Source organism: Pseudomonas sp. NPDC087615 (assembly GCF_044743445.1).
GTDB classification, from domain to species: Bacteria; Pseudomonadota; Gammaproteobacteria; order Pseudomonadales; family Pseudomonadaceae; genus Aquipseudomonas; species Aquipseudomonas baetica_A.
On the sequence record NZ_JBIUWM010000004.1, the window covers coordinates 34,933 to 60,655 of the forward strand.

Annotated in this window: 21 protein-coding genes; 9 read left to right on the forward strand and 12 right to left on the reverse strand. The window is 60.0% G+C overall.

All coding sequences use genetic code 11. From position 1 onward, the window contains the following. Window positions 1-85 precede the first annotated feature (85 nt). From ACIOU6_RS03675 to bioB, 9 genes are all read right to left on the reverse strand, one after another. Window positions 86-1,882, reverse strand: coding sequence for an acyl-CoA dehydrogenase C-terminal domain-containing protein (locus ACIOU6_RS03675; protein WP_401133926.1), 1,797 nt, complete (start codon window positions 1,880-1,882; stop codon window positions 86-88). Window positions 1,883-1,972: 90 nt separating this feature from the next. Further along, window positions 1,973-3,262, reverse strand: a complete 1,290-nt coding sequence (locus ACIOU6_RS03680; protein WP_221731125.1) for a GGDEF domain-containing protein — start codon at window positions 3,260-3,262, stop codon at window positions 1,973-1,975. 222 nt (window positions 3,263-3,484) lie between these two features. Then, window positions 3,485-5,290, reverse strand: a complete 1,806-nt coding sequence (locus tag ACIOU6_RS03685) for a phenylacyl-CoA dehydrogenase (protein WP_221731126.1) — start codon at window positions 5,288-5,290, stop codon at window positions 3,485-3,487. Window positions 5,291-5,566: 276 nt separating this feature from the next. Beyond that, entirely contained in the window at window positions 5,567-5,863 is a 297-nt protein-coding gene (locus ACIOU6_RS03690) for a pyrroloquinoline quinone biosynthesis protein PqqE (protein ID WP_221731127.1), read from the reverse strand. A 108-nt stretch (window positions 5,864-5,971) separates the two neighbouring features. Beyond that, window positions 5,972-6,652: a dethiobiotin synthase gene (gene bioD / locus ACIOU6_RS03695; protein WP_221731128.1), complete on the reverse strand. Its 681-nt coding sequence runs from the start codon at window positions 6,650-6,652 to the stop codon at window positions 5,972-5,974. Next, window positions 6,649-7,461, reverse strand: a complete 813-nt coding sequence (bioC, locus tag ACIOU6_RS03700) for a malonyl-ACP O-methyltransferase BioC (RefSeq protein WP_221731129.1) — start codon at window positions 7,459-7,461, stop codon at window positions 6,649-6,651. The genes bioD and bioC overlap by 4 nt, the downstream gene beginning before the upstream one ends. Then, window positions 7,454-8,185 carry an alpha/beta fold hydrolase gene (locus tag ACIOU6_RS03705; protein ID WP_401133931.1) on the reverse strand — a complete coding sequence of 244 codons (732 nt, stop codon included), beginning with the start codon at window positions 8,183-8,185 and terminating at the stop codon, window positions 7,454-7,456. Before ACIOU6_RS03705 ends, bioC begins: the two co-directional genes overlap by 8 nt. After that, on the reverse strand, window positions 8,178-9,356 hold the full coding sequence (bioF, locus tag ACIOU6_RS03710; RefSeq protein ID WP_401133934.1) for an 8-amino-7-oxononanoate synthase: 1,179 nt from the start codon (window positions 9,354-9,356) through the stop codon (window positions 8,178-8,180). The genes ACIOU6_RS03705 and bioF overlap by 8 nt, the downstream gene beginning before the upstream one ends. A gap of 158 nt (window positions 9,357-9,514) precedes the next feature. Then, window positions 9,515-10,570, reverse strand: a complete 1,056-nt coding sequence (gene bioB, locus ACIOU6_RS03715; RefSeq protein ID WP_401133937.1) for a biotin synthase BioB — start codon at window positions 10,568-10,570, stop codon at window positions 9,515-9,517. 91 nt (window positions 10,571-10,661) lie between these two features. Here bioB and ACIOU6_RS03720 point away from each other — a divergent pair, with 91 nt between their 5' ends. From ACIOU6_RS03720 to rarD, 5 genes are all read left to right on the forward strand, one after another. Further along, entirely contained in the window at window positions 10,662-11,396 is a 735-nt protein-coding gene (locus tag ACIOU6_RS03720; protein ID WP_401133940.1) for a ComF family protein, read from the forward strand. A 98-nt stretch (window positions 11,397-11,494) separates the two neighbouring features. Further along, the gene (locus ACIOU6_RS03725) at window positions 11,495-12,259 is read left to right on the forward strand and encodes a TOBE domain-containing protein (RefSeq protein WP_401133942.1); all 765 of its coding nucleotides are present in this window, start codon (window positions 11,495-11,497) and stop codon (window positions 12,257-12,259) included. 71 nt (window positions 12,260-12,330) lie between these two features. Next, complete coding sequence (locus ACIOU6_RS03730) at window positions 12,331-14,232, forward strand: PhoX family phosphatase (protein ID WP_221731135.1); 1,902 nt, start codon at window positions 12,331-12,333, stop codon at window positions 14,230-14,232. A 165-nt stretch (window positions 14,233-14,397) separates the two neighbouring features. Beyond that, the gene (locus ACIOU6_RS03735; RefSeq protein ID WP_221731136.1) at window positions 14,398-15,372 is read left to right on the forward strand and encodes a serine/threonine protein kinase; all 975 of its coding nucleotides are present in this window, start codon (window positions 14,398-14,400) and stop codon (window positions 15,370-15,372) included. A gap of 205 nt (window positions 15,373-15,577) precedes the next feature. Next, a complete protein-coding gene (gene rarD / locus ACIOU6_RS03740) occupies window positions 15,578-16,465 on the forward strand; it encodes an EamA family transporter RarD (protein WP_221731137.1) in 888 nt (295 codons plus the stop codon). Between the two features lie 223 nt (window positions 16,466-16,688). On the opposite strand, the gene ACIOU6_RS03745 is transcribed toward rarD, so the two are convergent. After that, complete coding sequence (locus ACIOU6_RS03745; protein ID WP_122594780.1) at window positions 16,689-17,207, reverse strand: glycine cleavage system protein R; 519 nt, start codon at window positions 17,205-17,207, stop codon at window positions 16,689-16,691. A 453-nt stretch (window positions 17,208-17,660) separates the two neighbouring features. Here ACIOU6_RS03745 and ACIOU6_RS03750 point away from each other — a divergent pair, with 453 nt between their 5' ends. Beyond that, a complete protein-coding gene (locus ACIOU6_RS03750; RefSeq protein WP_401133946.1) occupies window positions 17,661-19,838 on the forward strand; it encodes a malate synthase G in 2,178 nt (725 codons plus the stop codon). 176 nt (window positions 19,839-20,014) lie between these two features. Here the strand turns inward: ACIOU6_RS03750 and ACIOU6_RS03755 are convergent, their stop codons facing one another. Then, window positions 20,015-20,461 carry a response regulator gene (locus tag ACIOU6_RS03755; protein ID WP_401133949.1) on the reverse strand — a complete coding sequence of 149 codons (447 nt, stop codon included), beginning with the start codon at window positions 20,459-20,461 and terminating at the stop codon, window positions 20,015-20,017. A 253-nt stretch (window positions 20,462-20,714) separates the two neighbouring features. Between ACIOU6_RS03755 and ACIOU6_RS03760 the strand changes: the two genes are divergently transcribed. The 3 genes from ACIOU6_RS03760 to ACIOU6_RS03770 all read left to right on the forward strand — a co-directional run bounded on the left by ACIOU6_RS03760 (window position 20,715) and on the right by ACIOU6_RS03770 (window position 24,074). Beyond that, window positions 20,715-22,655 (forward strand): putative nucleotidyltransferase substrate binding domain-containing protein, encoded by a 1,941-nt coding sequence (locus ACIOU6_RS03760; RefSeq protein WP_401133952.1) that lies wholly within the window; start codon window positions 20,715-20,717, stop codon window positions 22,653-22,655. Continuing rightward, window positions 22,652-23,359, forward strand: coding sequence for a PolC-type DNA polymerase III (locus ACIOU6_RS03765; protein ID WP_221731141.1), 708 nt, complete (start codon window positions 22,652-22,654; stop codon window positions 23,357-23,359). Before ACIOU6_RS03760 ends, ACIOU6_RS03765 begins: the two co-directional genes overlap by 4 nt. An 85-nt stretch (window positions 23,360-23,444) precedes the next feature. Continuing rightward, a complete protein-coding gene (locus ACIOU6_RS03770; RefSeq protein ID WP_401133956.1) occupies window positions 23,445-24,074 on the forward strand; it encodes a glutathione S-transferase in 630 nt (209 codons plus the stop codon). Window positions 24,075-24,249: 175 nt separating this feature from the next. Here ACIOU6_RS03770 and creD read toward each other — a convergent pair whose 3' ends face one another. Beyond that, window positions 24,250-25,620 (reverse strand): cell envelope integrity protein CreD, encoded by a 1,371-nt coding sequence (creD, locus tag ACIOU6_RS03775; protein WP_401133959.1) that lies wholly within the window; start codon window positions 25,618-25,620, stop codon window positions 24,250-24,252. Window positions 25,621-25,723: the final 103 nt, after the last annotated feature.

Here is a 25,723-nt window from a genome sequence, read left to right on the forward strand (position 1 = left end):
AAAAAGACCGTAGCCTTCGCCAGCGACCCAGGTAAAACGCGATTACCTGGAGAAGCCGACGAAGGCTGCGATCTTTTGTTTGCGCTTAGAGAGCAAATAGCTCTGCCGGCAGTTTCATCAAACAATCGCTACCCGCCTCGACCGCCGCACGATGCGCCGCCGTGCGCGGCAATAGGCGTTTGAAATAGAACTCGCACGTTGCCAGTTTCCCCCGAAGGTAATCCGCCTCACCCTCGCCCGCGTCCAGTTGCGCCTGCGCCACCTGCGCCATGCGCAGCCATAGATAGCCGAGGATGATGTAGCCGCTGTACATCAGATAATCCACCGAAGCGGCACCGACCTCGTCCGGGTTCTTCATCGCCGCCATGCCGACCTTCATGGTCAGGTCGCCCCACTGCTGGTTCAGCTCGTTGAGCTGAGCGACAAAACTGCCCAGTTGCGCATGCTCGGCATTCGCCGCGCAGAACTTGTGGACGATTTTAGTGAAGCCCCGCAGCAGCTTGCCCTGACTGCCAAGCACCTTGCGCCCGAGCAGATCGAGCGCCTGAATGCCGTTGGTGCCCTCGTAGATCGGCGCAATCCGGCAGTCGCGAACCAACTGCTCCATGCCCCACTCGCGAATGAACCCATGGCCGCCGAACACCTGCATGCCGTGGTTGGTGACTTCCAGCCCGGTGTCAGTCATGAACGCTTTGCAGATCGGCGTGAGGAACGCCAACAGGTCTTCGGCGTCCTGACGCGCTTGGGCATCGCCGCTCAGGTGTGCGACATCGAGCATCTGCGCGGTGAAGTAGGTCAATGCGCGATTGCCTTCGTTGAAGGCTTTCATGGTCAACAGCATGCGCCGCACATCCGGGTGAACGATGATCGGGTCGGCCGGTTTGTCAGGGGCTTTGGCGCCGGTCAGCGAGCGCATCTGCAAGCGGTCATTGGCGTATTTGATCGCACCCTGGAAACTCGCCTCGCCCAGACAGAGCCCCTGCATGCCGGTACCAAGCCGTGCGTGGTTCATCATGGTGAACATGCAGTTCAGGCCCTTGTTCGGCTCGCCGATCAGGAAGCCCTTGGCGCCGTCGAAGTTCAGCACGCAGGTGGCTGAAGCCTTGATGCCCATTTTGTGTTCGATCGAACCGCAGGACACGCCGTTGCGCTCACCGGCCTCACCCGCAGCATCCGGCAAGAACTTCGGCACGATGAACAGCGAAATGCCCTTGGTTCCGGCCGGCGCATCCGGCAGTTTGGCCAATACCAGATGGATGATGTTGTCGCTCATGTCGTGCTCGCCGGCAGAGATGAAAATCTTGCTGCCGGTGACCGCGTAACTGCCGTCAGCCTGGGGCACGGCGCGGGTCTTGATGATGCCCAGATCAGTGCCGCAATGGGCTTCGGTCAGGCACATGGTGCCGGTCCATTGGCCGGCGGTGAGTTTGCTCAGGTAAATGGTCTTCTGATCTTCGGTGCCGTGGGCGTGGATCGCCGACATTGCACCGTGGGTCAAGCCCGGGTACATGCCCCAGGAGGTGTTGCTGGAGCCGACCATTTCACTGATAACCAGCCCCAGTGAACTTGGCAGGCCCTGGCCGCCATAAGTCGGGTCCGCCGCCAGACCGTGCCAGCCGCCCTCAACATATTGTGCGAAGGCCTGCTTGAAGCCTGTAGGCGTTGTCACCACACCGTTGTCGAAATGGCAGCCCTCTTCGTCACCGCTGCGGTTGAGCGGTGCCAGAACGTTCTCACAGAACTTCGCGCCCTCTTCAAGGATCGCGTTGATCATGTCCGGGCTGGCGTCATGCGCGCCGAGGGCGGCGTAGTTGGCGTGGAAGTCGAAGACGTGGTCGATCAGAAAGCGCATGTCGCGCAGGGGAGCTTTGTACTCGGGCATGGTGGCTTCTCCGTCAGCAGATTTCTTCAACCTACTGCCGGCCACCCTGCCCCACAATCATTGTCCAGACGCTGAATGCGCCCTCATCACTCAACCGGCGGCACTGTCCATGCGCACCGCGCCACGGCGGTTCTGTCCGAACGCCACCACGCAGTTACGCCCCGCGCCCTTGGCGCTGTAGAGCGCCTCGTCCGCGGACTTGAGCACTTGTTCGGGGTTGCGCTGCTCGACGCGTTCAGCGACGCCAATACTGACCGTGACCGAGACACTGGACGCACCGGAGCCGGCGCGACGCTGACGACCTTGCTGATCGTCCTGCGGGCGGTTTTCCTGATTGCGCAGTTGAATGTTGTAAGAGGCTATCGACTCGCGGATGACTTCCAGGTGCGGCATGCATTCCTCAAGGGTTTTGCCTGCAAACACCAGAGCGAATTCCTCACCACCGTAGCGATAGGCCCTACCGCCACCGCTGATTTTGGAGAGTTTACTGGCGACCAGTCGCAGCACCTGATCGCCGACGTCGTGGCCGTGGGTGTCGTTGAATTTCTTGAAGTGGTCGACGTCGCTCATCGCCAGCACGTAATTACGGCCGAGGCGTTGCATGCGCTCGTTGAGCGCGCGCCGGCCCGGCAGCCCGGTCAGTTCATCGCGAAAGGCCATTTGATAAGCCTCGTGCGCCACCGCCGCCGCAATCATCAACATCACCTGACTGCACATGATGTTCAGGGTGAATGGCAGGATGAAGGTTTTCGGCAGCATCCAGAACACCCCGAGCAACCCGACCAGTTGCGCCGCGTGCAGCGGACGCGGGTTGCGCCAGTACTGCCAGGCCAGCAACACAAAGGCCGAGATGAACACCGGATACGACAACTGGATCAGGCTCATCCACGCGCCGTGCAGCGCCGGCCAGCGGATTTCCGAAAGCCACATCAGCAGCGCTTGTGGGTAACTTTGCTCAAGCCCCAGCGCCACGCTGCCGAAGGCCAATAACACGGCAAACCGCGCGACCATGTCCTGAAACAGATGCGTACGCTCTTGCCATGCAGCGAACACACCGAACAATAACGGCAGCAGCAGGCAGACCAGATGGAACACCACGGCAGCGTCTTCGCGCACTTTGCCGTTGTCGCGGTAATAATCGGTCTGGGTGTCGAGCAAAAAGTAGGCGATGTACACCGTGAGCATCAGAAACAGTTCGCGCTGACGTCGGTAAACCGCGCAGTAAGCACCGCCCAGCAGCAGCACCAGAGTTGGCAACACGTTGAACAGGGACGTGAAGAACACGTTGAGGTCTTTGACGTACGCAGCCGCCAACCCCGCGAGCAACAACAGCAGTGAAGGTAGGAAATGGCTGAGACGTACAGCGGAAGAACGCGGCAAAGGGTAGAACTCCGACCCGGCAAAAGATGGCATTGTGCCTGCATTTTGAGCAGTTAAGCACATGCGGTGTGACGCGCGTCACATCGAAGCCTCTTTAACGGCAGGAAATCGGCTTTTCTTAGCGTTTTAGTGGGGAATTTTCATCGCTTAAACAATTTTTCATCAGGCATGAAAAAGCCGCTGCCCCGAAAGGAGCAGCGGCTGTGCAGACCGCGTTAAGGCTTAGTAGCCCAGCGCAAAGTCTTCTTCTTTCATGTCCATCAGGTTGTTGGCGCCCGAGAGCATGGTGGCCACGTGGGTACGGGTACGTGGCAGGATGCGCTGGAAGTAGAAGCGCGCGGTTTGCAGCTTGGCGGTGTAGAACGCTGCGTCGCCAGTGCCTTCTGCCAGCTTCTGGGCTGCCAGACGCGCCATGTCAGCCCAGAAGTAGGCCAGGCAGGCGTAACCGGAGTACATCAAGTAGTCCACGGAAGCCGCGCCCACTTCTTCGCGATCTTTCATGGCGGCCATACCGACCTTCATGGTCAGTTCGCCCCACTCTTTGTTCAGTGCAGCCAGCGGTTCGACGAATTCCTTAACGGCTTCGTTGCCTTCGTTGGTCTGGCAGAACTTGTGGACGATCTTGGTGAAGCTTTTCAGGGCTTCGCCTTGGGTCATCAGCACTTTGCGGCCCAGCAGGTCGAGTGCCTGGATGCCGGTGGTGCCTTCGTACAGCATCGAAATGCGGCTGTCGCGAACGTTCTGCTCCATGCCCCACTCGGCGATGAAGCCGTGGCCACCGTAGATCTGCACACCGTGGTTGGCAGATTCAAAACCGACTTCGGTCATGAACGCTTTGGCGATCGGCGTCATGAACGCCAGCAGTGCGTCGGCTTTCTTCTTCTCTTCTTCGTCCACGCCGTATTTGACGATGTCGACCTGTTTGGCGGTGAAGTACACCATCGCACGGTTGCCTTCGGCGAATGCCTTCATGGTCAACAGCATGCGGCGTACATCCGGGTGCACGATGATCGGGTCAGCAGCTTTTTCCGGCGCTTTCGGGCCAGTCAGGGAACGCATTTGCAGACGATCGCGAGCGTATTTCAGGCCGCCCTGGAAACCGATTTCGGCGTGGGCCAGACCTTGCAGCGCGGTACCCAGACGTGCGGTGTTCATAAAGGTGAACATGCAGTTCAGGCCTTTGTTCGCCGGGCCGATCAGGAAACCGGTCGCGCCGTCGAAGTTCATCACGCAGGTCGCGTTACCGTGGATGCCCATCTTGTGTTCCAGCGAACCGCAGTTCACTGCGTTGCGCGCACCAAGGGTGCCGTCAGCGTTCGGCATGAACTTTGGAACGATGAACAGGGAAATGCCTTTGGTGCCGGCCGGTGCGTCCGGCAGACGGGCCAGTACGATGTGGACGATGTTGTCGGCCATGTCGTGTTCACCGGCCGAGATGAAGATCTTGGTACCGGAAACTTTGTAGGAGCCGTCGGCCTGAGGTTCGGCCTTGGTGCGCAACATGCCCAGGTCGGTGCCGCAGTGCGGTTCGGTCAGGCACATGGTGCCGGTCCACTCGCCGGAAACCAGTTTGGTCAGGTAAGCCTCTTGCTGCTCAGGGGTGCCGTGCTCGGAGATGGTGTTCATCGCGCCGTGCGACAGGCCCGGGTACATGCCCCATGACCAGTTGGCTTCGCCCACCATTTCGCTGACAGCCAGACCCAGCGACTCAGGCAGGCCTTGACCACCATGCTCAACGTCGTGCGCCAGGCTAGGCCAGCCGCCTTCGACGAATTGTTTGTAAGCTTCTTTGAAGCCAGTCGGAGTTTTCACACCGGACTCGCTCCAGGTGCAACCTTCGGTGTCGCCAACGCGGTTCAGCGGCGCCAGTACCTGCTCACAAAACTTGGCGCCTTCTTCGAGAATGGCGTCAACCATGTCTGGAGTTGCGTCTGCGCAAGCCGGAAGGCTCTGATAGTGCGCTTCGTAGCCGAGCAGTTCGTCACGAACGAAGCGAATATCACGCAAGGGGGCCTTGTAGTCAGGCATAGCGATAAACCTCTGCTGATGTAACCGGGAATGAACGACCGTGTTGATTTGTTGTGACGGTCAAACAGTTGTTTGAAACATACGTTTACGCCGAAATCTTGTCAAGCATCGATCTTTTGCCGTTCGTCAGCGCTTCTTTCAAACGCCGGACACAGCAAACCGCCATGCGCTCGAACGAGCCACGGGCGATAAAAAAAGATTAGTTGAGGGAGAAGGACTTACAACGAAAAACGCCGCGAACAGGCGCGGCGTCGGCCATACGTGAATGGCGAAAAATCAGGCAAAGGTGTCGATGATCGTACCGAGCATTTCATCGGAGGCCTTGGCGACTTTTGCCCCCAGTTCCACTTGAAACTTGCCTTGGGCCATCTCGACCATGTCGCTGCCCAGATCCATTTGCTGGCTGCGATCCACGCCACGCAGACGATCGACCTGCGCCTCGGAAGACTGGCTGGTAACCGAGCGCTCAATGGTGTTGTTGGCGATCTGGCTAGCGGCCTGATCGACGCGGTTCTGCCCGGTCTGAATCGTGCTCAGACCCGCATAAAAAGCTGTGTTACCGGAGATTTCCATGGAGGTTCTCATCCTTGGGAAGGATCAATAGGCGCCATTGAAACAGAGACGTCAGAAAAACACCCGTCAAAAACACTAATGGCACAGTGCCTGTTCATAGCTAAAAGCTTAGTCAAGCAGATCCAATTGCAAATGCTCAGCTACGGCCTCAGCACTTAAAGCCTTCAACTTCGGCACGCGCCCCAGGCACGGCGCCGGAATCCGTTCAGCCAGCGTCGCCAGATTCTCCTCCAGCCGCGAAGTCTTGGGATCGATGATATTCGCCACCCACCCCGCCAGTTGCAGGCCATCCCGAGCAATCGCCTCAGCCGTCAGCAACGCATGACTGATGCACCCCAACCGCACGCCCACCACCAGAATCACCGGCAGTTTCAGTGCAATGGCCAGGTCCGACAGGTTGTCCTGATCCGCCAACGGCACCCGCCAGCCGCCCGCGCCTTCGATCAGGGTGAAATCGGCATTCATCGCCAGAATATCGCGCATCGGTGCCAGCAACGATTGCACCGTCAGCGCGACACCCGCCTCGCGCGCTGCCAAATGTGGGGCAATCGCCGGTTCGAACGCCACCGGATTGACCTGTTGATAACTCAGCGGCAATGAACACTCGGCCAACAGCGCAAGCGCATCGGCGTTACGCAGCCCTTTTGGCGTCACTTCGCAACCGGAGGCGACCGGTTTGCCCGCCGCCGTGCTCAACCCTGCCGAACGTGCCGCACACAGCAACCCAGCGGCGACGGTGGTTTTGCCGACGTCGGTGTCCGTACCGGTGATGAAATAGGCTGCGCTCATAAGGGTTTCTCCAACACGGCGTAAACCACTTGATAGGTCGCCGGCAGTCCCTGTGCCTGACGGAATTGCTCATAAGCCTCGACCAGACCAAGAATCCGCGCCCGCCCGGTCAACCCGTCCGGCCGGCCAGGATTAAGGTTGTGCGCACCCAACGCCTTCAATTCATGGGTCAGGCTGCGCACATCCGGGTAGTGCAGTACATGCGCCTGCTGCTCCAGACTTACGGCGCGCAAACCACTGGCCGCACACAACTGTTCATATCGAGCGAACTCGCGGAAGCGGTTGACGTGCACCAGGCCATCGACCTGGCGCCAGCTATCGCGCAATTCGAACAACGTCCCGACACAAAGACTAGCAAACGCGAAAACACCACCCGGTTTCAGCACGCGAAAGGCTTCACTGAGCACCGCATCAAAATTCGCACACCACTGCACCGCGAGGCTGGAGAAGATCAGGTCACAGGTCGAATCCTGCAACGGAAGCCACTCCGCATCGCCAGCGATGAAATGTTCAGCGCCGCCCAATGGACGGGCGTGATCGAGCATGCCCTCGGCGATGTCCAGCGCCAGCCCATGACTTGCGACAAAACGCTCGGCCAAGGCGCGAGTGAAGTAGCCGGTGCCACACCCCATATCCAACCAGCGCGCCGGCCAGAAATCCGCAGGTAAACGCTGCAGCAACTGTTTACCGACATCACGTTGCAACTCGGCGACACTGTCGTAACTGGCCGCCGCACGGGAGAAAGAGGCCGCAACCTGGCGCTTGTCAGGCAAGCCGCCAGGCAGCGCAACAAGAGACAAATCAGTCATCACCGCACTCATGTAAAAAAGCCTGGATCGCGCCCGCTACTCCGTGTGGGTCTTCCAGAAGAAACGCATGGCTGGCCTGTTCGATCAGACCAATTTCTATATCCGGCAACAGGGTGAACAAGTCGCCCGCTGCCTCGGCTGGCACCAACCCGTCCTGCCCGGCGAACAGATGCAACTGCGGGCCTCGAAACGCCTGCAAGGCTTCACGAGTGTCCAGTTGAGCGAGCAATTCCAGCCCGGCCATCAATGTTGCCGGTGCTGTATTCGGCGCACCGCCAAGCATCAGCCGCGACAAGCCCCGCGGGTCTTGCGCGCCTTGAGCACACAGCAGCGAGAAACGCTTGAGGGTCAGCCGTGGGTCGGCATGGCAACCGGCGAGAAATGCATCGAAGGTTTCGCCGGGCATCGCGCTCGGCCATTGTTCGTGGGCGACAAAAGCAGGGTTGCTCGCCAGCGTCAGCAAACCGCAGCAGTGTTCGCCGCGGTGCGCTGCCAGTTCGGACGCAAGCATGCCACCCAGTGACCAGCCACCGAGCCAGACATCTTGAGGAATGCGTTCATCGAGTTCGTCGAGCCAGTCTTGCAGATCACTGGAGTCGAGTTCCGGCAACGGTTCGATTTCGACCTGCAGATGTTCGTCGAGCCCGCGCAAAGCCGCGGCCAAAGGCTCCATCGGTGAAACACCGAGGCCCCAGCCGGGCAGCAGAATCAGGCGATTACGCATGGCTTGGCTCCGACGACAGTTGGGCAAAGCAATCGGCCAATCCCTCTAACAATAGCTGCACCTGCGCCTCGCTGTGGGCGGCGGTCAGGGTCACACGCAGTCGTGCGCTACCGACGGGCACGGTCGGAGGACGAATCGCGGTGACCATCAAACCGCGCTCGCGCAACATCTGCGATAGACGCACCGCACGACCGGCGTCGCCGATCATGATCGGCTGGATCGGCGTAAAGCTGTCCATCAACTCCAGACCGATCTGTTCAGCGCCGTGGCGGAACTGGCGGATCAGCGTCTGCAAATGCTCGCGACGCCAGTGTTCGCTACGCAGCAACTCCAGACTTTTCAAGGTTGCGCAGGCCAGCGCCGGCGGTTGACTGGTGGTGTAGATGTACGGACGGGCGAACTGGATCAGGCTTTCGATCAACGCTTCACTGCCGGCGACAAATGCGCCTGCCGTGCCGAAGGCCTTGCCGAGGGTGCCGACCAATACCGGCACATCGTCCAGGCCCAAACCGAAATGCTCGACGATCCCGCCGCCGTTGGCGCCCAACGGGCCGAAGCCATGCGCATCGTCAACCATCAGCCATGCCCCTTTGGCCTTGGCCTCACGGGCCAGCGCTGGCAAGTCGGCAAGATCGCCATCCATGCTGAACACGCCGTCGGTGACCACCAATGTATTGCCGGTGGCTTTCTCCAGACGCTTGGCCAGACTGCCGGCGTCGTTGTGCAAATAACGATTGAACCGCGCACCGGACAACAGCCCCGCGTCCAACAGAGAAGCATGATTGAGTCGGTCTTCCAGCACCGTATCACCCTGCCCGACCAGCGCCGTGACCGCGCCAAGGTTGGCCATGTAGCCCGTGGTAAACAGCAGCGCACGTGGGCGCCCGGTGAGATCGGCCAAGGCCTCTTCGAGTGCGTGATGTGGGCCGCTATGGCCGATCACCAGATGCGAGGCGCCCCCACCAACGCCCCAGCGCTGAGCACCAGCGCGCCAGGCTTCGATCACTTGCGGGTGATTGGCCAGGCCCAGGTAGTCGTTGTTGCAGAACGCCAGCAATGGCTGGCCGTCGACCACCACCTCGGGCCCTTGCGGGGATTCGAGCAGCGGGCGCTGGCGATAGAGATTTTCGGCACGGCGGGCAGCAAGGCGTGCGGCGAGATCGAAAGACATGCAGGCCTCGAGTGTCAGCACAAGTTTTCTAATGTGAGAGCGGGCTTGCTCGCGAAAGCGTCGTATCAGCCAACAACGCCTTTACTGACACACCGATTTCGCGAGCAAGCCCGCTCTCACAGGGGTTTTGCATTCCTTCAAAGGAAACGGGGCAGGCTTCAAACCGCCGCGTTATAAAACTGCTCGCTGCTCTTCTGCTCGACCAACGCCTGCTCGATGGCAGCCTGATGCACTTCATCCGAATGCTCTTCGCGGGCTTCCGGCTGAATGCCAAGACGTGCGAACAACTGCATGTCCTTGTCAGCCTGCGGGTTGGCGGTGGTCAGCAATTTGTCGCCGTAGAAAATCGAGTTGGCGCCCGCAAGGAATGCCAGGGCCTGCATTTGCTCGTTCATCGCTTCGCGGCCGGCGGACAGGCGCACGTGGGATTGCGGCATGAGGATGCGTGCTACGGCGAGCATGCGGATGAAGTCGAACGGGTCGATGTCTTCGGCGTTTTCCAGCGGCGTGCCGGCGACTTTAACCAGCATGTTGATCGGCACCGATTCCGGATGCTCCGGCAGGTTGGCCAGTTGAATCAGCAGATTGGCGCGATCGTCGAGCGACTCGCCCATGCCGAGAATGCCGCCGGAGCAGATCTTCATCCCCGATTCACGCACATAGGCCAGGGTTTGCAGGCGCTCGCTGTAAGTGCGGGTGGTGATGATGCTGCCGTAGAACTCAGGCGACGTGTCGAGGTTGTGGTTGTAGTAATCGAGGCCAGCCTTGGCCAGCGCTTCAGTCTGGTCCTGATCGAGACGACCGAGGGTCATGCAGGTTTCCAGGCCCATGGCTTTCACGCCTTCGACCATTTGCAGCACGTAAGGCATGTCTTTGGCCGATGGGTGTTTCCACGCCGCGCCCATGCAGAAGCGGGTCGAACCGATGGCTTTGGCGCGTGCCGCCTCTTCGAGGACCTTCTGCACTTCCATCAGTTTTTCTTTTTCAAGGCCGGTGTTGTAGTGACCAGACTGCGGACAGTACTTGCAGTCTTCCGGGCAGGCACCCGTCTTGATCGACAGCAGGGTCGAGACCTGAACACGGTTAGCGTTGAAATGGGCGCGGTGCACCGTCTGTGCCTGAAACAGCAGGTCGTTGAATGGCTGTACGAAGAGTGCTTTGACTTCGGCTAGTGACCAGTCGTGACGCAGGGTGGCAGTGGTGCTCGCGCTCATGGGTATTTCCTTGGTTATGCTTGGCTAGCGACTGGGAAAACGGAATACCCACAGGCGCTACACGGATGTTCGGCATATTTAAGGAAGAGTCATGCGCTGTCAACCACGATACGAAGGACAAGTTTACATCTGTTTAAAAAACGTACAGACCTGTTTGCTGTGCGATGAGCCGGCAGAAGCAGAAACGCCAATGTGCATGGCCTGCGAAGCCGAATTGCCTTGGCTTATGGGCCAATGTCGGACCTGCGCTTTGCCGCTGCTCGAAGCAGGCCTGACTTGCGCAGACTGCCTGCTAGAGCCGCCAGCGTTCGAACAGGTCGCTGTGCCGTGGCTTTATGGCTTTCCCGTGGACAGTCTGATTACGCGTTTTAAACACAACGCAAAATGGCCGTTTGGTCACCTGCTCGCCGACGTTCTCGGGCAATACCTGCAATATCGATTCGATGAGGGTCTGCCTCGACCCGACGCGTTGTTACCGGTGCCACTCGCCAGCAAACGTCTGCGTCAACGCGGCTTCAACCAAGCGGCGATGCTGGCGCGGTGGTTGAGCCAGCAACTGGATCTGCCTTGCGATGAACATGTGCTGCGCAGGATTCAAGACACCAGCGCGCAACAGGATCTGGATGCCAAGGCGCGCAAACGCAATTTGCGCAATGCTTTTGCGCTGGTGCCGGAGGCGGATGTACACGGCCGGCATCTGGCATTGATCGATGACGTGCTGACCACCGGCGCCACGGCTCAGGCGCTCGCTCGATTGTTAATGAGCGCAGGCGCGGCAAGGGTTGATGTGTATTGTCTGGCGCGCACCCCGAAGCCCGGATCCTGATCGCACAACGGTTCCCGCAGGGTCATGAGTCGGGCTTGACTCACGCGCTGCCAGCGGCCAACTTCACCTCCCACGCCCCAGCCAAAAAGCGTCCATCCATGTCCATGCCCTCCCTGTTGTCCCAGCACATCGTCCGACGGCCGCAGCGCATTGCCCTGCTGCAACACATCGCCGAACAGGGCTCGATCACCCGTGCCGCGAAAAGTGCAGGCCTGAGTTACAAAGCGGCCTGGGACGCCATTGACGAGCTGAACAACCTGGCGCAAAAACCGTTGGTCGAGCGTGCGGTGGGCGGCAAGGGCGGCGGCGGGGCCAAACTGTCCAGCGAAGGTGAACGGGTGCTGCGTCTTTATCAAAAGCTGCAGGCCTTGCAGGCCCAGGTGTTGGAAGCGGCGGAAGATGCCAGCGACCTCGATCTGCTCGGTCGACTGATGCTGCGCACCAGCGCGCGCAACCAGTTGCACGGCAAAGTCGTGGCGATCACAGGTCAGGGACGCAATGACCTGATCCGCTTGGCGTTGGCCGAAGGTCTGTGCCTCGACGCGCAGATCACTCACGACAGCACCGTGCACCTGGAACTGCAACCGGGCACTGAAGTGGTGGCGCTGATCAAGGCAGGCTGGCTCGAATTGCTGAGCATCGAGCAGCCCGCAACATCTGGTCACAATCTTCTGCACGGCACGATTGAAGCCATCCTCGACGCCGATGACGGCCCCAGCGAAGTGCGCATCGCCCTGCCCAACGGCCAGACGCTCTGCGCCCTGGCTGAGCCGCTGCAACTTCGCACACGCGGACTGAACGTTGAGCAGCCGGTGCACGTGCAGTTCTCGCCGTCCAACGTGCTGATCGGCACGCCGCTGTAGCGCTCGGTCTGCAACAAAAGCTTCATCGCTCCCCATTAAGGTAGCTGCCAAAACCAAGCAGGGAGCCTGATGTGAGCCTATTAGAAGAAAACCAATCCACTGACCTGGAAAAAATGGTCGGCCTCAGCCGTCGCGGCTTCATCGGCGCCGGCGCGCTGTGCGGCGCGGCCATGTTCCTCGGTGGCAGCCTGTTGAGCCGCAGCGCACTGGCCACTGGCGTCAGTGCCGGCAACAGCCGCTTGCTTGGCTTTGAAAGCATTCGCGCCGCGACCACCGACGTCATCACCCTGCCCAAAGGCTACACGTCCTCGGTACTGATCAGTTGGGGCCAGCCGCTGCACAAGAACGGCCCGGCTTTCGATCCGAGTGGCAACGGCACCGCCGCCGCGCAGGAAGTGCAGTTCGGTGACAACAACGACGGCATGAGCCTGTTTGAATTCCCGCATGACAGAAACCGCGCGTTGATGGCAATCAACAACGAATACACCAACTATCGCTACCTCTACCCGCACGGCGGCATGCCGCAATCGGCCGAAGACGTGCGCAAGGCCCTGGCCTGCGAAGGCGTGTCGGTGATTGAAGTGCAACGCAAGAACGGCCAGTGGCAATTCGTTCAGGGCTCGCGCTACAACCGCCGCATCCACGGCAACTCGCCGCTGCGCATCAGCGGCCCGGCCGCTGGTCATGACTTGCTGAAAACCAGTGCGGACAAGCACGGCAAAAAAGTCCTCGGCACCTTCCAGAACTGCGCCAACGGTAAAACGCCGTGGGGCACGTATCTGACCTGCGAAGAAAACTTCACCGACTGCTTCGGCAGCAGCAACGCCCAGCAGCAGTTCGACCCGGCGCAAAAACGCTACGGTGTCTCGGCGGCCAGCCGCGAGATCAACTGGCACCCGTTTGACCCGCGTTTCGACATGGCCAAGAACCCCAACGAACTCAACCGTCATGGCTGGGTGGTCGAGATCGACCCGTTCGATCCGCAATCGACCCCGGTCAAACGCACCGCGCTGGGCCGCTTCAAACATGAAAACGCGGCCCTGGCCGAAACCGACGACGGCCGCGCCGTGGTGTACATGGGCGATGACGAGCGTGGCGAGTTCATCTACAAATTCGTCAGCCGCGACCGCATCAACCACCGCAACGCCAAGGCCAACCGCAACATCCTCGATCACGGCACCCTGTACGTGGCGAAGTTCGATGCCGGTGACGGCAACCCGGACCATCCGAAAGGTCAGGGCCAGTGGATCGAGTTGACCCACGGCAAGAACGGCATCGACGCCAGCAGCGGTTTCGCCGATCAGGCCGAAGTGTTGATCCATGCGCGCCTCGCGGCCAGCGTGGTCGGGGCGACACGCATGGACCGCCCGGAGTGGATCGTGGTCAGCCCGAAGGACGGCCAGGTTTATTGCACCCTGACCAACAACGCCAAACGCGGCGAGGACGGGCAACCGGTGGGCGGGCCAAACCCGCGTGAGAAAAACGTCTACGGGCAGATCCTGCGCTGGCGCACCGACCGCGACGATCATGCGTCGAAGACGTTTGCCTGGGACTTGTTCGTGGTCGCCGGCAACCCGGGCGTGCACGCCGGCACGCCGAAGGCTGGCTCGTCGAATATCACTCCGCAGAACATGTTCAACAGCCCGGATGGCCTGGGTTTCGACAAGGCCGGGCGGTTGTGGATTCTGACCGACGGTGACGCCAGCAACGCCGGGGATTTTGCCGGGATGGGTAACAACCAGATGCTTTGCGCTGACCCTGCGACCGGGGAGATTCGCCGGTTCATGGTCGGGCCGATTGGTTGTGAAGTGACCGGGATCAGCTTCTCGCCGGATCAGAAAACCCTGTTTGTCGGGATTCAGCATCCCGGCGAAAACGGCGGTTCGACTTTCCCCGAGCATCTGCCGAACGGCAAACCGCGCTCTTCGGTGATGGCGATTACCCGTGAGGATGGCGCAATAGTCGGCGCCTGATAAACCGTCTTCGCGAGCAGGCTCGCCCCCACAGGGGATCGCATTCCAAATGTGCGAGCGAGCCTGCTCGCGAATAGGCCCGATCAGACACAACCACCTCCCCCGCCGCCATCTGCGTTACCATGCCGGGCCGGACGCGGCAGCCTGCTGCGCGCAGGAGTCAGCATGGCCCATCCGTTTGAAACCCTCACCCCCGACCTCGTCCTTGATGCCGTTGAAAGCATCGGTTTTTTGAGCGATGCACGCATTCTGGCGCTCAACAGCTACGAGAACCGCGTCTATCAGGTCGGCATCGAAGACGGCGAACCGCTGATCGCCAAGTTCTACCGACCGCAGCGCTGGACCAACGAAGCCATCCTCGAAGAACACAAGTTCACCTTCGAACTGGCCGACGTCGAGATCCCGGTGGTGGCGCCGCTGATCCACAACGGCGAAACCCTGCACGAACACGCCGGTTTCCGCTTCACCCTGTTCCCTCGCCGTGGTGGCCGTGCGCCGGAGCCGGGCAATCTCGATCAGCTCTATCGCCTGGGCCAGTTGCTCGGGCGTATTCACGCAGTCGGCGCGACCAAACCGTTCGAACACCGCGAAGCCCTCGGCGTACAGAACTTCGGTCATGCCTCGCTGACCACGTTGCTTGAAGGCAACTTCATCCCCAAGAGCCTGTTGCCGGCCTACGAATCGGTCGCCCGTGACCTGCTTAAACGCGTTGAAGACGTCTACGCCGCCACGCCGCACCAGAACATCCGCATGCACGGCGACTGCCACCCCGGCAACATGATGTGCCGCGACGAGATGTTCCACATCGTCGACCTCGACGATTGCCGCATGGGTCCGGCGGTGCAGGACATCTGGATGATGCTCGCCGGCGATCGCCAGGAGTGTATGGGGCAGTTGTCGGAATTGATGGACGGCTACAACGAATTCCACGACTTCGACCCTCGCGAACTGGCGCTGATCGAGCCGCTGCGCGCGCTGCGCCTGATGCATTACAGCGCCTGGCTGGCGCGACGCTGGGATGACCCGGCATTCCCGCACAGTTTTCCGTGGTTCGGCACGGAGCGCTATTGGGGCGATCAGGTGTTGGCGTTGCGTGAGCAGTTGTCGGCACTCAATGAAGAACCGCTGAAACTGTTCTGATTCACCACAACCCCTGTGGGAGGGGGCTTGCTCCCGAAGACGGTCTGACATTCAACATTAATGTTGGCTGACACAGCGCCTTCGGGAGCAAGCCCTCTCCCACATTTATCCAGTGTTCACAATTTTCCGACCTTCTCGCTAAGGCATTCACCGACAAACCTCCTTACAATCCCTGCTTTGTTAGCTGCCTAAGCAAGGATTCTGCATGCAAGCCGCCAACCCGCGTCGCGGGTACATTCTGGGCCTGAGTGCCTACATCATCTGGGGTCTGTTCCCGATCTACTTCAAAGCCATCGCCGAAGTCCCGGCGGTCGAGATCATCATCCATCGCGTGCTGTGGTCGGCGCTGTTCGGCGCGCTGTTGTTGATGGTGTGGAAACATCCGGGTTGGCTGCGCGAACTGCTCGATAATCCCAAGCGGCTGGCGATCCTGGCCTTGAGCGGCACGCTGATCGCCGCCAACTGGCTGACCTATGTGTGGTCGGTGAACAACGGGCGCATGCTCGAAGCGAGTCTGGGTTATTACATCAACCCGCTGGTAAACGTGCTGCTGGGGATGCTGATTCTCGGCGAACGCCTGCGCCGTATGCAGTGGGTCGCGGTGGGTCTGGCGGCGGTCGGTGTGGTGCAGCAGGTGTGGCAGGTCGGCAGTCTGCCGTGGGTGTCGCTGGTGCTGGCCCTGACCTTCGGTTTCTACGGGCTGATCCGCAAGCAGGCGCCGGTCAAGGCGTTGCCGGGGCTGGTGGTGGAAACCTGGATGCTGGTGCCGATTGCCGTCGCATGGCTGCTGTTCAACCCGACCGCGACCAGCGCTCAACCCGAGTTCTGGACGACGTCCGAAGCCTGGTGGCTGGTGGCGGCCGGCCCGGTGACGTTGATTCCGTTGGTGTGCTTCAACGCCGCCACCCGGCACTTGCCCTACACCACCATCGGCTTCCTGCAATACCTGGCGCCCACCCTGGTGTTGTTGCAAGCGGTGTTGCTGTTCGGTGAGCACTTGTCGTCCAGCACCCTGGTGGCGTTTATCTTCATTTGGGCCGGTCTGGCCGTTTACAGCGTCGATGCGTGGATAAGTCTGCGCCGACGCAACTGATCAAAAAACGCACAACACTTCGCAGGCCACGGTTCTCGTGGCCTGTATCGTTCCTTCCCAAGGTTATCCACAGCGTGATCCCCGCCGTTTGTGCGCAACTCACTGAATACTGGCGATTTTTTGATCAGCAGCCGCAAAGCCACGGCGGGCGTGGCGTAGCGGGCAGTCTCTACAGGTTATCCACAGGCAGGTGCACGTTTAAACTGGATAACCCGTGCAGCGGCTAAACCTCTGTGCGTAACACCAGTTCCACCATCAAATCATCAGCCAGGGTTTCCAGGCGCGATTGCAGCACATCCAGCGACAGCGTCAGCGGCACCGCGAGAATCGCTTCGGCATGGAACAACGGCTCGCTGCTCATCGGTGCCGGCCGCACTTCGGTCACCAGACGTTCGAGGTTCACACCCTGCTCGCTCAGCAAGCGGGTGATGTCGCGCACAATCCCCGGGCGATCATTGCCCACCAGTTCCATGGCGATCGGTTTCCAGGTGCAGGATTGCTCGATACCACTTTCGGCAATCAACACGCGAATGCCATGCGCCGACAGTGCTTGTAGGGCATCGACTAATTCGTCGTAAGCCTCTGCCGGCACGCCGACCCGCAGAATCCCGGCAAATTGCCCGGCCATCCGCGACATGCGACTTTCCAGCCAGTTACCCCCATGCTCGGCGATGCATTGGGCGATGCGCTCTACCTGCCCGGGCTTGTCCGGGGCGAAAACAGTGAGTACGAGATGGTCCATGGCGCAGCCCTCTTGTCATGACTTTTGTTATAGAAGGGCAAGTATAGGCAAGGGATGAACACTCGCCTCAGACGCTAGAGACCACAAATCGTGTACAAGTTTTTATATTTAGCTGGAACAATCCATTGGTTTTTTGAGAACATCCCGTTCCGCGCTGTGACCGCAATGCGTCATGGAGTCGCAGAACGACGTTATTAGTCTCATTTTCACAAGCGCAACGCATCATGTAGTATGCCCCGGCGCGCACTACATAACGCTGGATCGATGTCTGCCCAAGGCACGTTCGCAACCCTGAAAGCCCCGTCATCAAGGCCCCAAGCCGTTGATTGGTCCCAGCCCAGCCGCCAGCAATGGCATGTACTGGTCGGAAGGTTTGTGGTTTAAATGGCCAGAGGCTTCATTGTTAAATTGAAGAGCTGAAAAGCGAAATAGCTGAGCAGAGTGAGGCAAGCAATGACTGAACACGTTCAAGTCGGTGGCCTGCAGGTCGCCAAAGTCCAGTTCGACTTCGAGAACAACGAAGCCATTCCCGGTACCGGCCTCACCGCCGACAAATTCTGGGAAGGTGCCGACAAGGTCATTCACGACCTGGCACCGAAGAACAAAGCCCTACTCGCCAAACGCGATGACTTCCAGGCTCGCATTGATGCCTGGCACCAGGAACGCGCCGGTCAGGCGCACGACGCCGTAGCCTACAAAGCGTTCCTGCAGGAAATCGGTTATCTGCTGCCAGAAGCGGCTGATTTCCAGGCAACGACGCAAAACGTCGATGATGAAATCGCCCGTACTGCCGGCCCGCAACTCGTGGTGCCGGTGATGAACGCCCGCTTCGCTCTCAATGCCTCGAACGCCCGCTGGGGTTCGCTGTATGACGCCCTTTACGGCACCGACGCGATCAGCGAAGACGGTGGCGCGCAAAAAGGCAAAGGCTACAACAAGGTGCGGGGCGACAAAGTCATCGCCTTCGCCCGTGCATTCCTCGACGAAGCCGCGCCACTGGCCGCAGGCTCTCATGTCGATTCGACCGGTTACAAAATCGCTGACGGCAAACTGCTGGTCACCCTCAAGGCCGGCAGCAACAGCGGTCTGCGTGACGATGCTCAACTGATCGGTTTCCAGGGCGACGCCAACGCGCCAATCGCGATCCTGCTGAAACACAACGGTCTGCATTTCGAAATCCAGATCGACGCCAGCACCCCGGTCGGCCAGACCGATGCCGCCGGCGTCAAAGACGTCCTGATGGAAGCGGCGCTGACCACCATCATGGACTGCGAAGACTCCGTAGCGGCCGTCGATGCCGACGACAAAGTGGTGATCTACCGCAACTGGCTCGGCCTGATGAAGGGCGATCTGTCGGAAGAAGTCGCCAAGGGCGGCCAGAGCTTCACCCGCACCATGAACCCGGATCGCAGCTACACCACGCCCAATGGCGGCGAAGTGACTCTGCATGGCCGTTCGCTGTTGTTCGTGCGCAACGTCGGCCACCTGATGACCATTGACGCGATCCTCGACAAAGACGGCAACGAAGTGCCGGAAGGCATTCTCGACGGTCTGCTGACGTGCCTGGCGGCCATGCACAACCTTAACGGCAACACGTCGCGCAAGAACACCCGCACAGGTTCCGTCTACATCGTTAAACCAAAAATGCACGGCCCGGAAGAAGCGGCGTTCACCAACGAACTGTTCGGCCGCATCGAAGACGTGCTGGGTCTCAAACGCAACACGCTGAAAGTCGGGATCATGGACGAGGAGCGCCGCACCACGGTCAACCTCAAGGCTTGCATCAAGGCTGCCAGCGAGCGCGTGGTGTTCATCAACACCGGTTTCCTCGACCGCACGGGCGATGAAATCCATACCTCCATGGAAGCCGGCCCGATGGTGCGCAAGGCCGACATGAAGGCTGAGAAGTGGATCGGCGCCTACGAGAATTGGAACGTTGATATCGGTCTGAGCACCGGCCTGCAAGGTCGCGCACAAATCGGTAAAGGCATGTGGGCCATGCCGGACCTGATGGCGGCGATGCTTGAGCAGAAAATCGCCCATCCACTGGCCGGTGCCAACACCGCATGGGTCCCCTCGCCGACCGCCGCTGCGCTGCACGCGCTGCACTACCACAAGGTCGACGTGTTCGCCCGTCAGGCCGAACTGGCCAAACGTGCTCGCGCTTGCGTGGACGACATCCTGACCATTCCGCTGGCGGTCAATCCGAACTGGACGCCGGAGCAGATCAAGAACGAACTGGACAACAACGCCCAGGGCATTCTCGGCTACGTGGTGCGCTGGATCGATCAGGGTGTCGGTTGCTCGAAAGTGCCGGACATCAATGACGTCGGCCTGATGGAAGACCGTGCCACGCTGCGTATCTCCAGCCAGCACATCGCCAACTGGCTGCGCCACGGTATCGTCACCGAAGCGCAAGTGATGGAAAGCCTCAAGCGCATGGCGCCGGTGGTGGATCGTCAGAACGCCAACGACCCGCTGTACCGCCCGCTGGCACCGAACTTCGACAGCAACATCGCCTTCCAGGCGGCGGTCGAACTGGTGATCGAAGGCACCAAACAGCCGAACGGTTATACCGAACCCGTGCTGCACCGTCGTCGTCGTGAGTTCAAGAAGGCCAATGGTCTGTAACCTGCGCTGAATGCCGGACATGAAAAAGCCCTGATCGGAAGATCAGGGCTTTTTTATTGGCAGCTCCGGGCGGTGTTTCGATGAAGGCGTCTTTTCTGTCGAAATCAATGCTGAATGTCAGTCCGCATTCGCGAGCAAGCCCGCTCCCACAGGAGTTTCTCGGTGTTGCTTGAAAGTCAGGGCTCGATACCCAATTCGTGTTTGACCAGACAGAGCAACTTGCTCGTATCAATGGGTTTGAGCAGAAAGTCCACCACGCTCAAATGCATCGCCGCAATGGCGTCCTTCACATCGGCATCGCCAGACACAATGATGATCGGCATCGCTGCCCTTTCCGACTCACGCACCTGGCGAATCAAGTCCAACCCACCGACATTGCCCATGCGCAAATCGGTGATCACCAGACCAATCGATGGTTTCTCCGCCAGCATCTTCAGCGCGGCCTCGCCACTGGCCGCGGTCAGGCAACGAATGCCGTCCAACGCCAGAATCTCCGACAGCAACTCCCGAGCGTCCTTGTCGTCATCGACGATCAATACACGCTGCGCAGGAGGATCTGGTTCGAGCATTACAGCGCTGAGCGCTTCACGCTCGGCGTCGCTCAAAATATCGTGGTCGGGCATGGCGTTCTCTACGTTCTCAAATCATCACCTGGCTCAGTCGTCAGACAACGCCAGGCAGAGCTTCAATGTGCACTTCGTCGGATTTTTTTCCAAGAGGTCGGACAGAAGAATTCCCGACTGATTTTGTAGGGCACTTCCCAAATGTGCCCAACGGCATGACGAACCTAGACTTACGTCCAATGGGCACCCTGCACGAGGGGGCCGACCATGGGGGCAACGATCCGACAACAACAATTCGAAAAAGACTGCGGTAATGGTTATGAGTAAAGCGGACGCCTTCACCCAGGCAGGGAAAACCGCCGTGTTGCAGAACATTCAGGGCACCCTGCAGTTTCTCCAGCGCTTCCCGCCCTTCAATCAAATGGAACACGCCCACCTGGCTTATCTGGTGGAGCAATGTCAGCTGCGTTTCTACGGGCAGGGCGAGAGCATCATCAAACCCGCCGATGGCCCGGTCGAGCACTTCTATATCGTCAAGCAGGGCCGCGTCGTCGGCGAACGCCCGCACACGGCCAAGGGAGGCACCGAGACCACCTTTGAAATCACCACCGGCGAGTGCTTTCCCTTGGCCGCGTTGCTGGGTGAGCGAGCGACACGCACCGCGCACTTGGCCGGCGAGGACACCTTCTGCCTGCAATTGAACAAACTGGCGTTCATCAAACTGTTCGCCCTCTCCAATACCTTCCGCGACTTCGCCTTGCGTGGGGTCAGCAGCCTGCTCGATCAGGTCAATCAGCAAGTCCAGCAGAAAGCCGTGGAAACCCTCGGCACGCAATACTCGCTCAACACCCGTCTCGGTGAGCTGGCCATGCGTCACCCGGTGACGTGCAGCCCCGACATGCCGCTGCGGGCAGCGGTGAAGCTGATGCACGAGCAACAGGTCGGCAGCATCGTCGTGGTGGATGAGCACAAAGCGCCGCTGGGGATTTTCACCCTGCGCGACCTGCGTCATGTGGTGGCCGACGGTGTGGCCGATTTCGGCGAAGCCATCGAGCGCCACATGACCCAGGCGCCCTTCTATCTTTCGCCGAACCACAGCGCTTTCGATGCGGCCATTGCCATGACCGAACGGCACATCGCCCACGTCTGTCTGGTCAAGGATCAGCGCCTGTGCGGCGTGGTGTCCGAGCGCGATCTGTTTTCCTTGCAGCGGGTCGATCTGGTGCATCTGGCCCGCACGATCCGCAGCGCGCAACGGGTCGAACAATTGGTGATCCTGCGCGGCGAGATCGGCCAACTGGTCGAGCGCATGCTCGCCCACGGTGCCTCTTCAACCCAGATCACCCACATCATCACCCTGCTCAACGATCACACCGTGTGCCGCGTGATCGAACTGACCCTCGCCGAAAAAGGCGACCCGGGCGTGCCGTTCAGTTGGCTGTGTTTCGGCAGCGAAGGCCGGCGCGAGCAAACGCTGCACACCGATCAGGACAACGGCATTCTGTTCGACGCCCGCGATGCCGCGCATGCAGCAGAGATTCGCGCAAAGTTGCTGCCAATTGCCCAGCAGATCAATCAGAGCCTGGCGCAATGCGGCTTCATGCTGTGCAAGGGCAACATCATGGCCGGCAACCCTGAGCTGTGTTTGTCCCGGGCAGAATGGGCGCGACGGTTCGCGGCATTCATTCGCGAGGCGACGCCGGAGAATCTGCTCGGGTCGAGCATTTACTTCGATCTGCGCGTGGTCTGGGGCGATGAACAGGGTTGTGCACAACTGCGCCGGGGGATGCTCGATCAGGTCGGCGACAACCGTTTGTTCCAGCGCATGATGGCCGACAACGCCTTGCGCAATCGCCCGCCGGTCGGGCGTTTCCGCGAGTTTGTGCTGGCGCGCAAGAACGGCGAGAAAGCCACCCTGGATCTGAAGGTCCAGGGCCTGACGCCGTTCGTGGACGGCGCACGATTGCTCGCGCTGGCCAACGGCATCGACGCCAACAACACCCTCGAACGCTTCCGCCAACTGGTGGATAAAGAAGTCATCGAACCGCTCGACGGCGCCGCGTATGAAGAGGCTTATCACTTCATTCAGCAAACGCGCATGCAGCAGCATCAGATCCAGACGCGCGAGAATCTGCCGTACTCCAACCGTGTCGACCCCGACAGCCTCAATCATCTGGATCGGCGCATCCTGCGCGAATCCCTGCGCCAGGCTCAACGCCTGCAAAGCAGCCTGACCCTGCGGTATCAGCTATGAGCCTGTTCTCGTGGCTGCGGCCGGCCAGTGCGGCGCTGCCAGCGGATCTGCAGCAACGCCTGGCGCAGCTGCCGGCGATCAGCGAGCTGAGTGAATGCAGCCTGCGCGAGCAACGCTGGGTCGTGCTGGACCTGGAAACCACCGGGCTGAACCTGAACAAGGATCGGGTGTTATCGATTGGCGCCGTGGTGATCGAGGACGGCGCGATCGATTTCAGCCAGCAGTTCGAACGCACGCTGCAATGTCGTGAACTGAAGCTCAGTCCCAGTGTGTTGATCCACGGTTTGGGGCCAAACGCGATTGCCGCCGGCAGCGATCCGGCCGAGGCGTTGCTGGCGTTCATGGAGTTTGCCGGTGACAGCCCCGTGCTGGCGTTCCATGCACCGTTCGATCAGCACATGCTTGGGCGGGCACTGAAGGAACATCTGCGGCACAAGTTGCAGCATGTGTTTCTGGATGTCGCCGAGATTGCGCCGATGGTGTGCCCGCAAGCGAACATTCGTGAGGCCGGGCTGGATGAGTGGATCGACTGGTTCAAGCTTGAGGTGTTCGAGCGGCATAACGCGAGTGCCGATGCGCTGGCGACGGCAGAGCTGGCGTTGATTCTCTTCAGCCGAGCACGGGGGCAGCAGATTGATAGCCCGTTGAATCTTCAACAGCGGTTGAGTCAGTGGAAGCGACGGCAGCAGGTGCCGTCCTTCTAGATCATCACCCATCACATCCCTCGCCAGCCACGCCGCATCTGAATAGGCTAACCTCCTGCTCTTCGCCGACCACCGAGGTTCACCCATGTCCACACCCAGCATGACCCTGTTCCACAACACGCTCTCCCCGTTCGTTCGCAAAGTGATGGTGATGCTGCACGAAACTGGCCAGCAGGATCGCGTCGCCTTGCAAGCTTGTGTCCTCAGCCCGGTCAGCCCTGATGCGGCGCTCAACGCCGACAATCCGTTGGGCAAGATCCCGGCCCTGCGCCTGGCCGACGGCAATGTCATCCATGACAGCCGCGTGATCCTCGACTACCTCGACCACCAACACGTCGGCAATCCGTTGATCCCCCGTGACGGCTCGGCCCGCTGGCGGCGTCTGACCCTGGCCTCGATGGCCGACGGGATCATGGATGCGTCGGTGATGGTGCGTTACGAGCAGGTGCTGCGTGCTCCGGAAAAACACTGGGACGAGTGGATAGAGGCCCAGCGCGACAAGATCCGTCGCACCCTGGCCCTGCTGGAAAGTGATGCGATTGCCGAGCTGACCAGCCATTTCGACATTGCCGCGATCAGCGTGGCCTGTGCCCTGGGTTACCTCGACCTGCGCTTCCCGGATATGGGCTGGCGCGAGGCCAATCCGCAATTGGCCAACTGGTTCGTTGAAGTGAGCCAGCGACCATCCATGATCGCGACCCTGCCCAAACCTTAAATCGGCGGCGCTTGTTCCGGCCTCTTCGCGAGCAAGCCCGCTCCCACACTGGATTTCGGTAGGCAAGTCCTGTGTGTGGCTTGCCAGCGATGGCACCACCGCGGTGCCGGCGGAAGCGACGCAAAGATCAGCGTCACCAACACCTCTGCCTCTCGCTGATCCTCACGCAACCCGCTCATTGCATCGCCCCCACGTCAAACTCCAGTGGCTTGGCTGGCTTCTGACCGATCCCGTACCAATCCAGTTTGCGCGTCAGCACCATGAACACGCCGAGCAAGCCGAACAGCAACAGCGAGCCCATCAGCAGCGCGTAATCCTCGGCGCTGAGCAACCCGTAAAGCAGGCCATACAACGCTGCCAATCCCGCCGAAAAACACAAACCGTGTCGCACGCTGTGCAAGACGTGGCAGACGTAAAACCCGATCAACAACACGCAGCCACTGGCCGACAGCAGATACGCCAGGGCAAAGCCGATGTGCTCCGATAACGACAGCAGCAACAGATAAAAAAACGCCAGCGCCACACCCACCAACGCGTATTGCACCGGGTGCACTGCCAGGCTCTTGAGCACTTCGAACAGAAAGAAACCGGCGAACGTCAGGACAATGAACAGCAGCGCATATTTGATCGCCCGGTCACTCTTCAAATACTGATCCACCGGATCGATGAAGCTCACACCAAAGCTGCGACCGTTGAATGCCTCGCAATCATTGCCGCCAACACAACGACTCATGGCGTCTTGCAGGTTGGTGGAGAAGAACGTGGTCTGCCAATCGGCATTGAAACCGGCATCGGTGATTTCACGCTTGGCCGGCAAGAAGTTGCCGACAAAACTTGGATGCGGCCAGTTAGCGCTGAGGTTGACGCGGGTGGTCTTGCCCACGGGCAGCACTTGCAGCGAACCGGTACCTTGCAGGCGCAGGTCAAAACCGAACGCCAACTCCGTGGTTTGGCTGGTATCAAGCGACGGCAACGTGACCCGCACACCTTCACCCAGCCACCCCACCTGAGTACCCGGCACGAAGTCCAGACGCAGACCGTCGAGTTCCAGTTGTAGCGCATTTTCGATGCCGCGAATGTCGCTGATGCCCACGGCGAGAAACGGCGCATCGAACTGGTAATCGCTGAAATCTTCCTGGATGCCCAATTGCGCCGGTAGCGAAAAACTGCCGGTGATGCGGTTATCAGCATGGAACAACCGCGCCTCGTAAATACCCCGGGCACGCAATTCGGTTTGCACCTGGCCATCGAGTTCGAAGCGCTCGGGCAAGAAGTACAAACGCCCACGCTCTTCGCTTGGTTCGTCGTAACGCTGCTCGGTCTTGTCGTTGATCTTCCAGTTGTGAATCACTTTGCGATACGGCACCACCATCACCGGCCCGCTCAATTGCTGGCTGTAACTGGAACTGCGGGCAATGTCTTCCAGCACCCCGTCGCGCAGTTGCTGGCGGTCATCGATGATGCCGTCAATCATCAGCAAAGGGATGAGCAACAGCAGGATCAACAGGGCAATCGCCCCGAGCTTTATGGTCAGATTCTTGTTCATGGGACTCTCCCTGTTTTGATCGGCAGAGTCTGGTTGGGGGGTGTGGGGGTTTTGTGGGGGGAATGTGGAGATTGTGTGGAGACTTCACCGGCCCCTTCGCGAG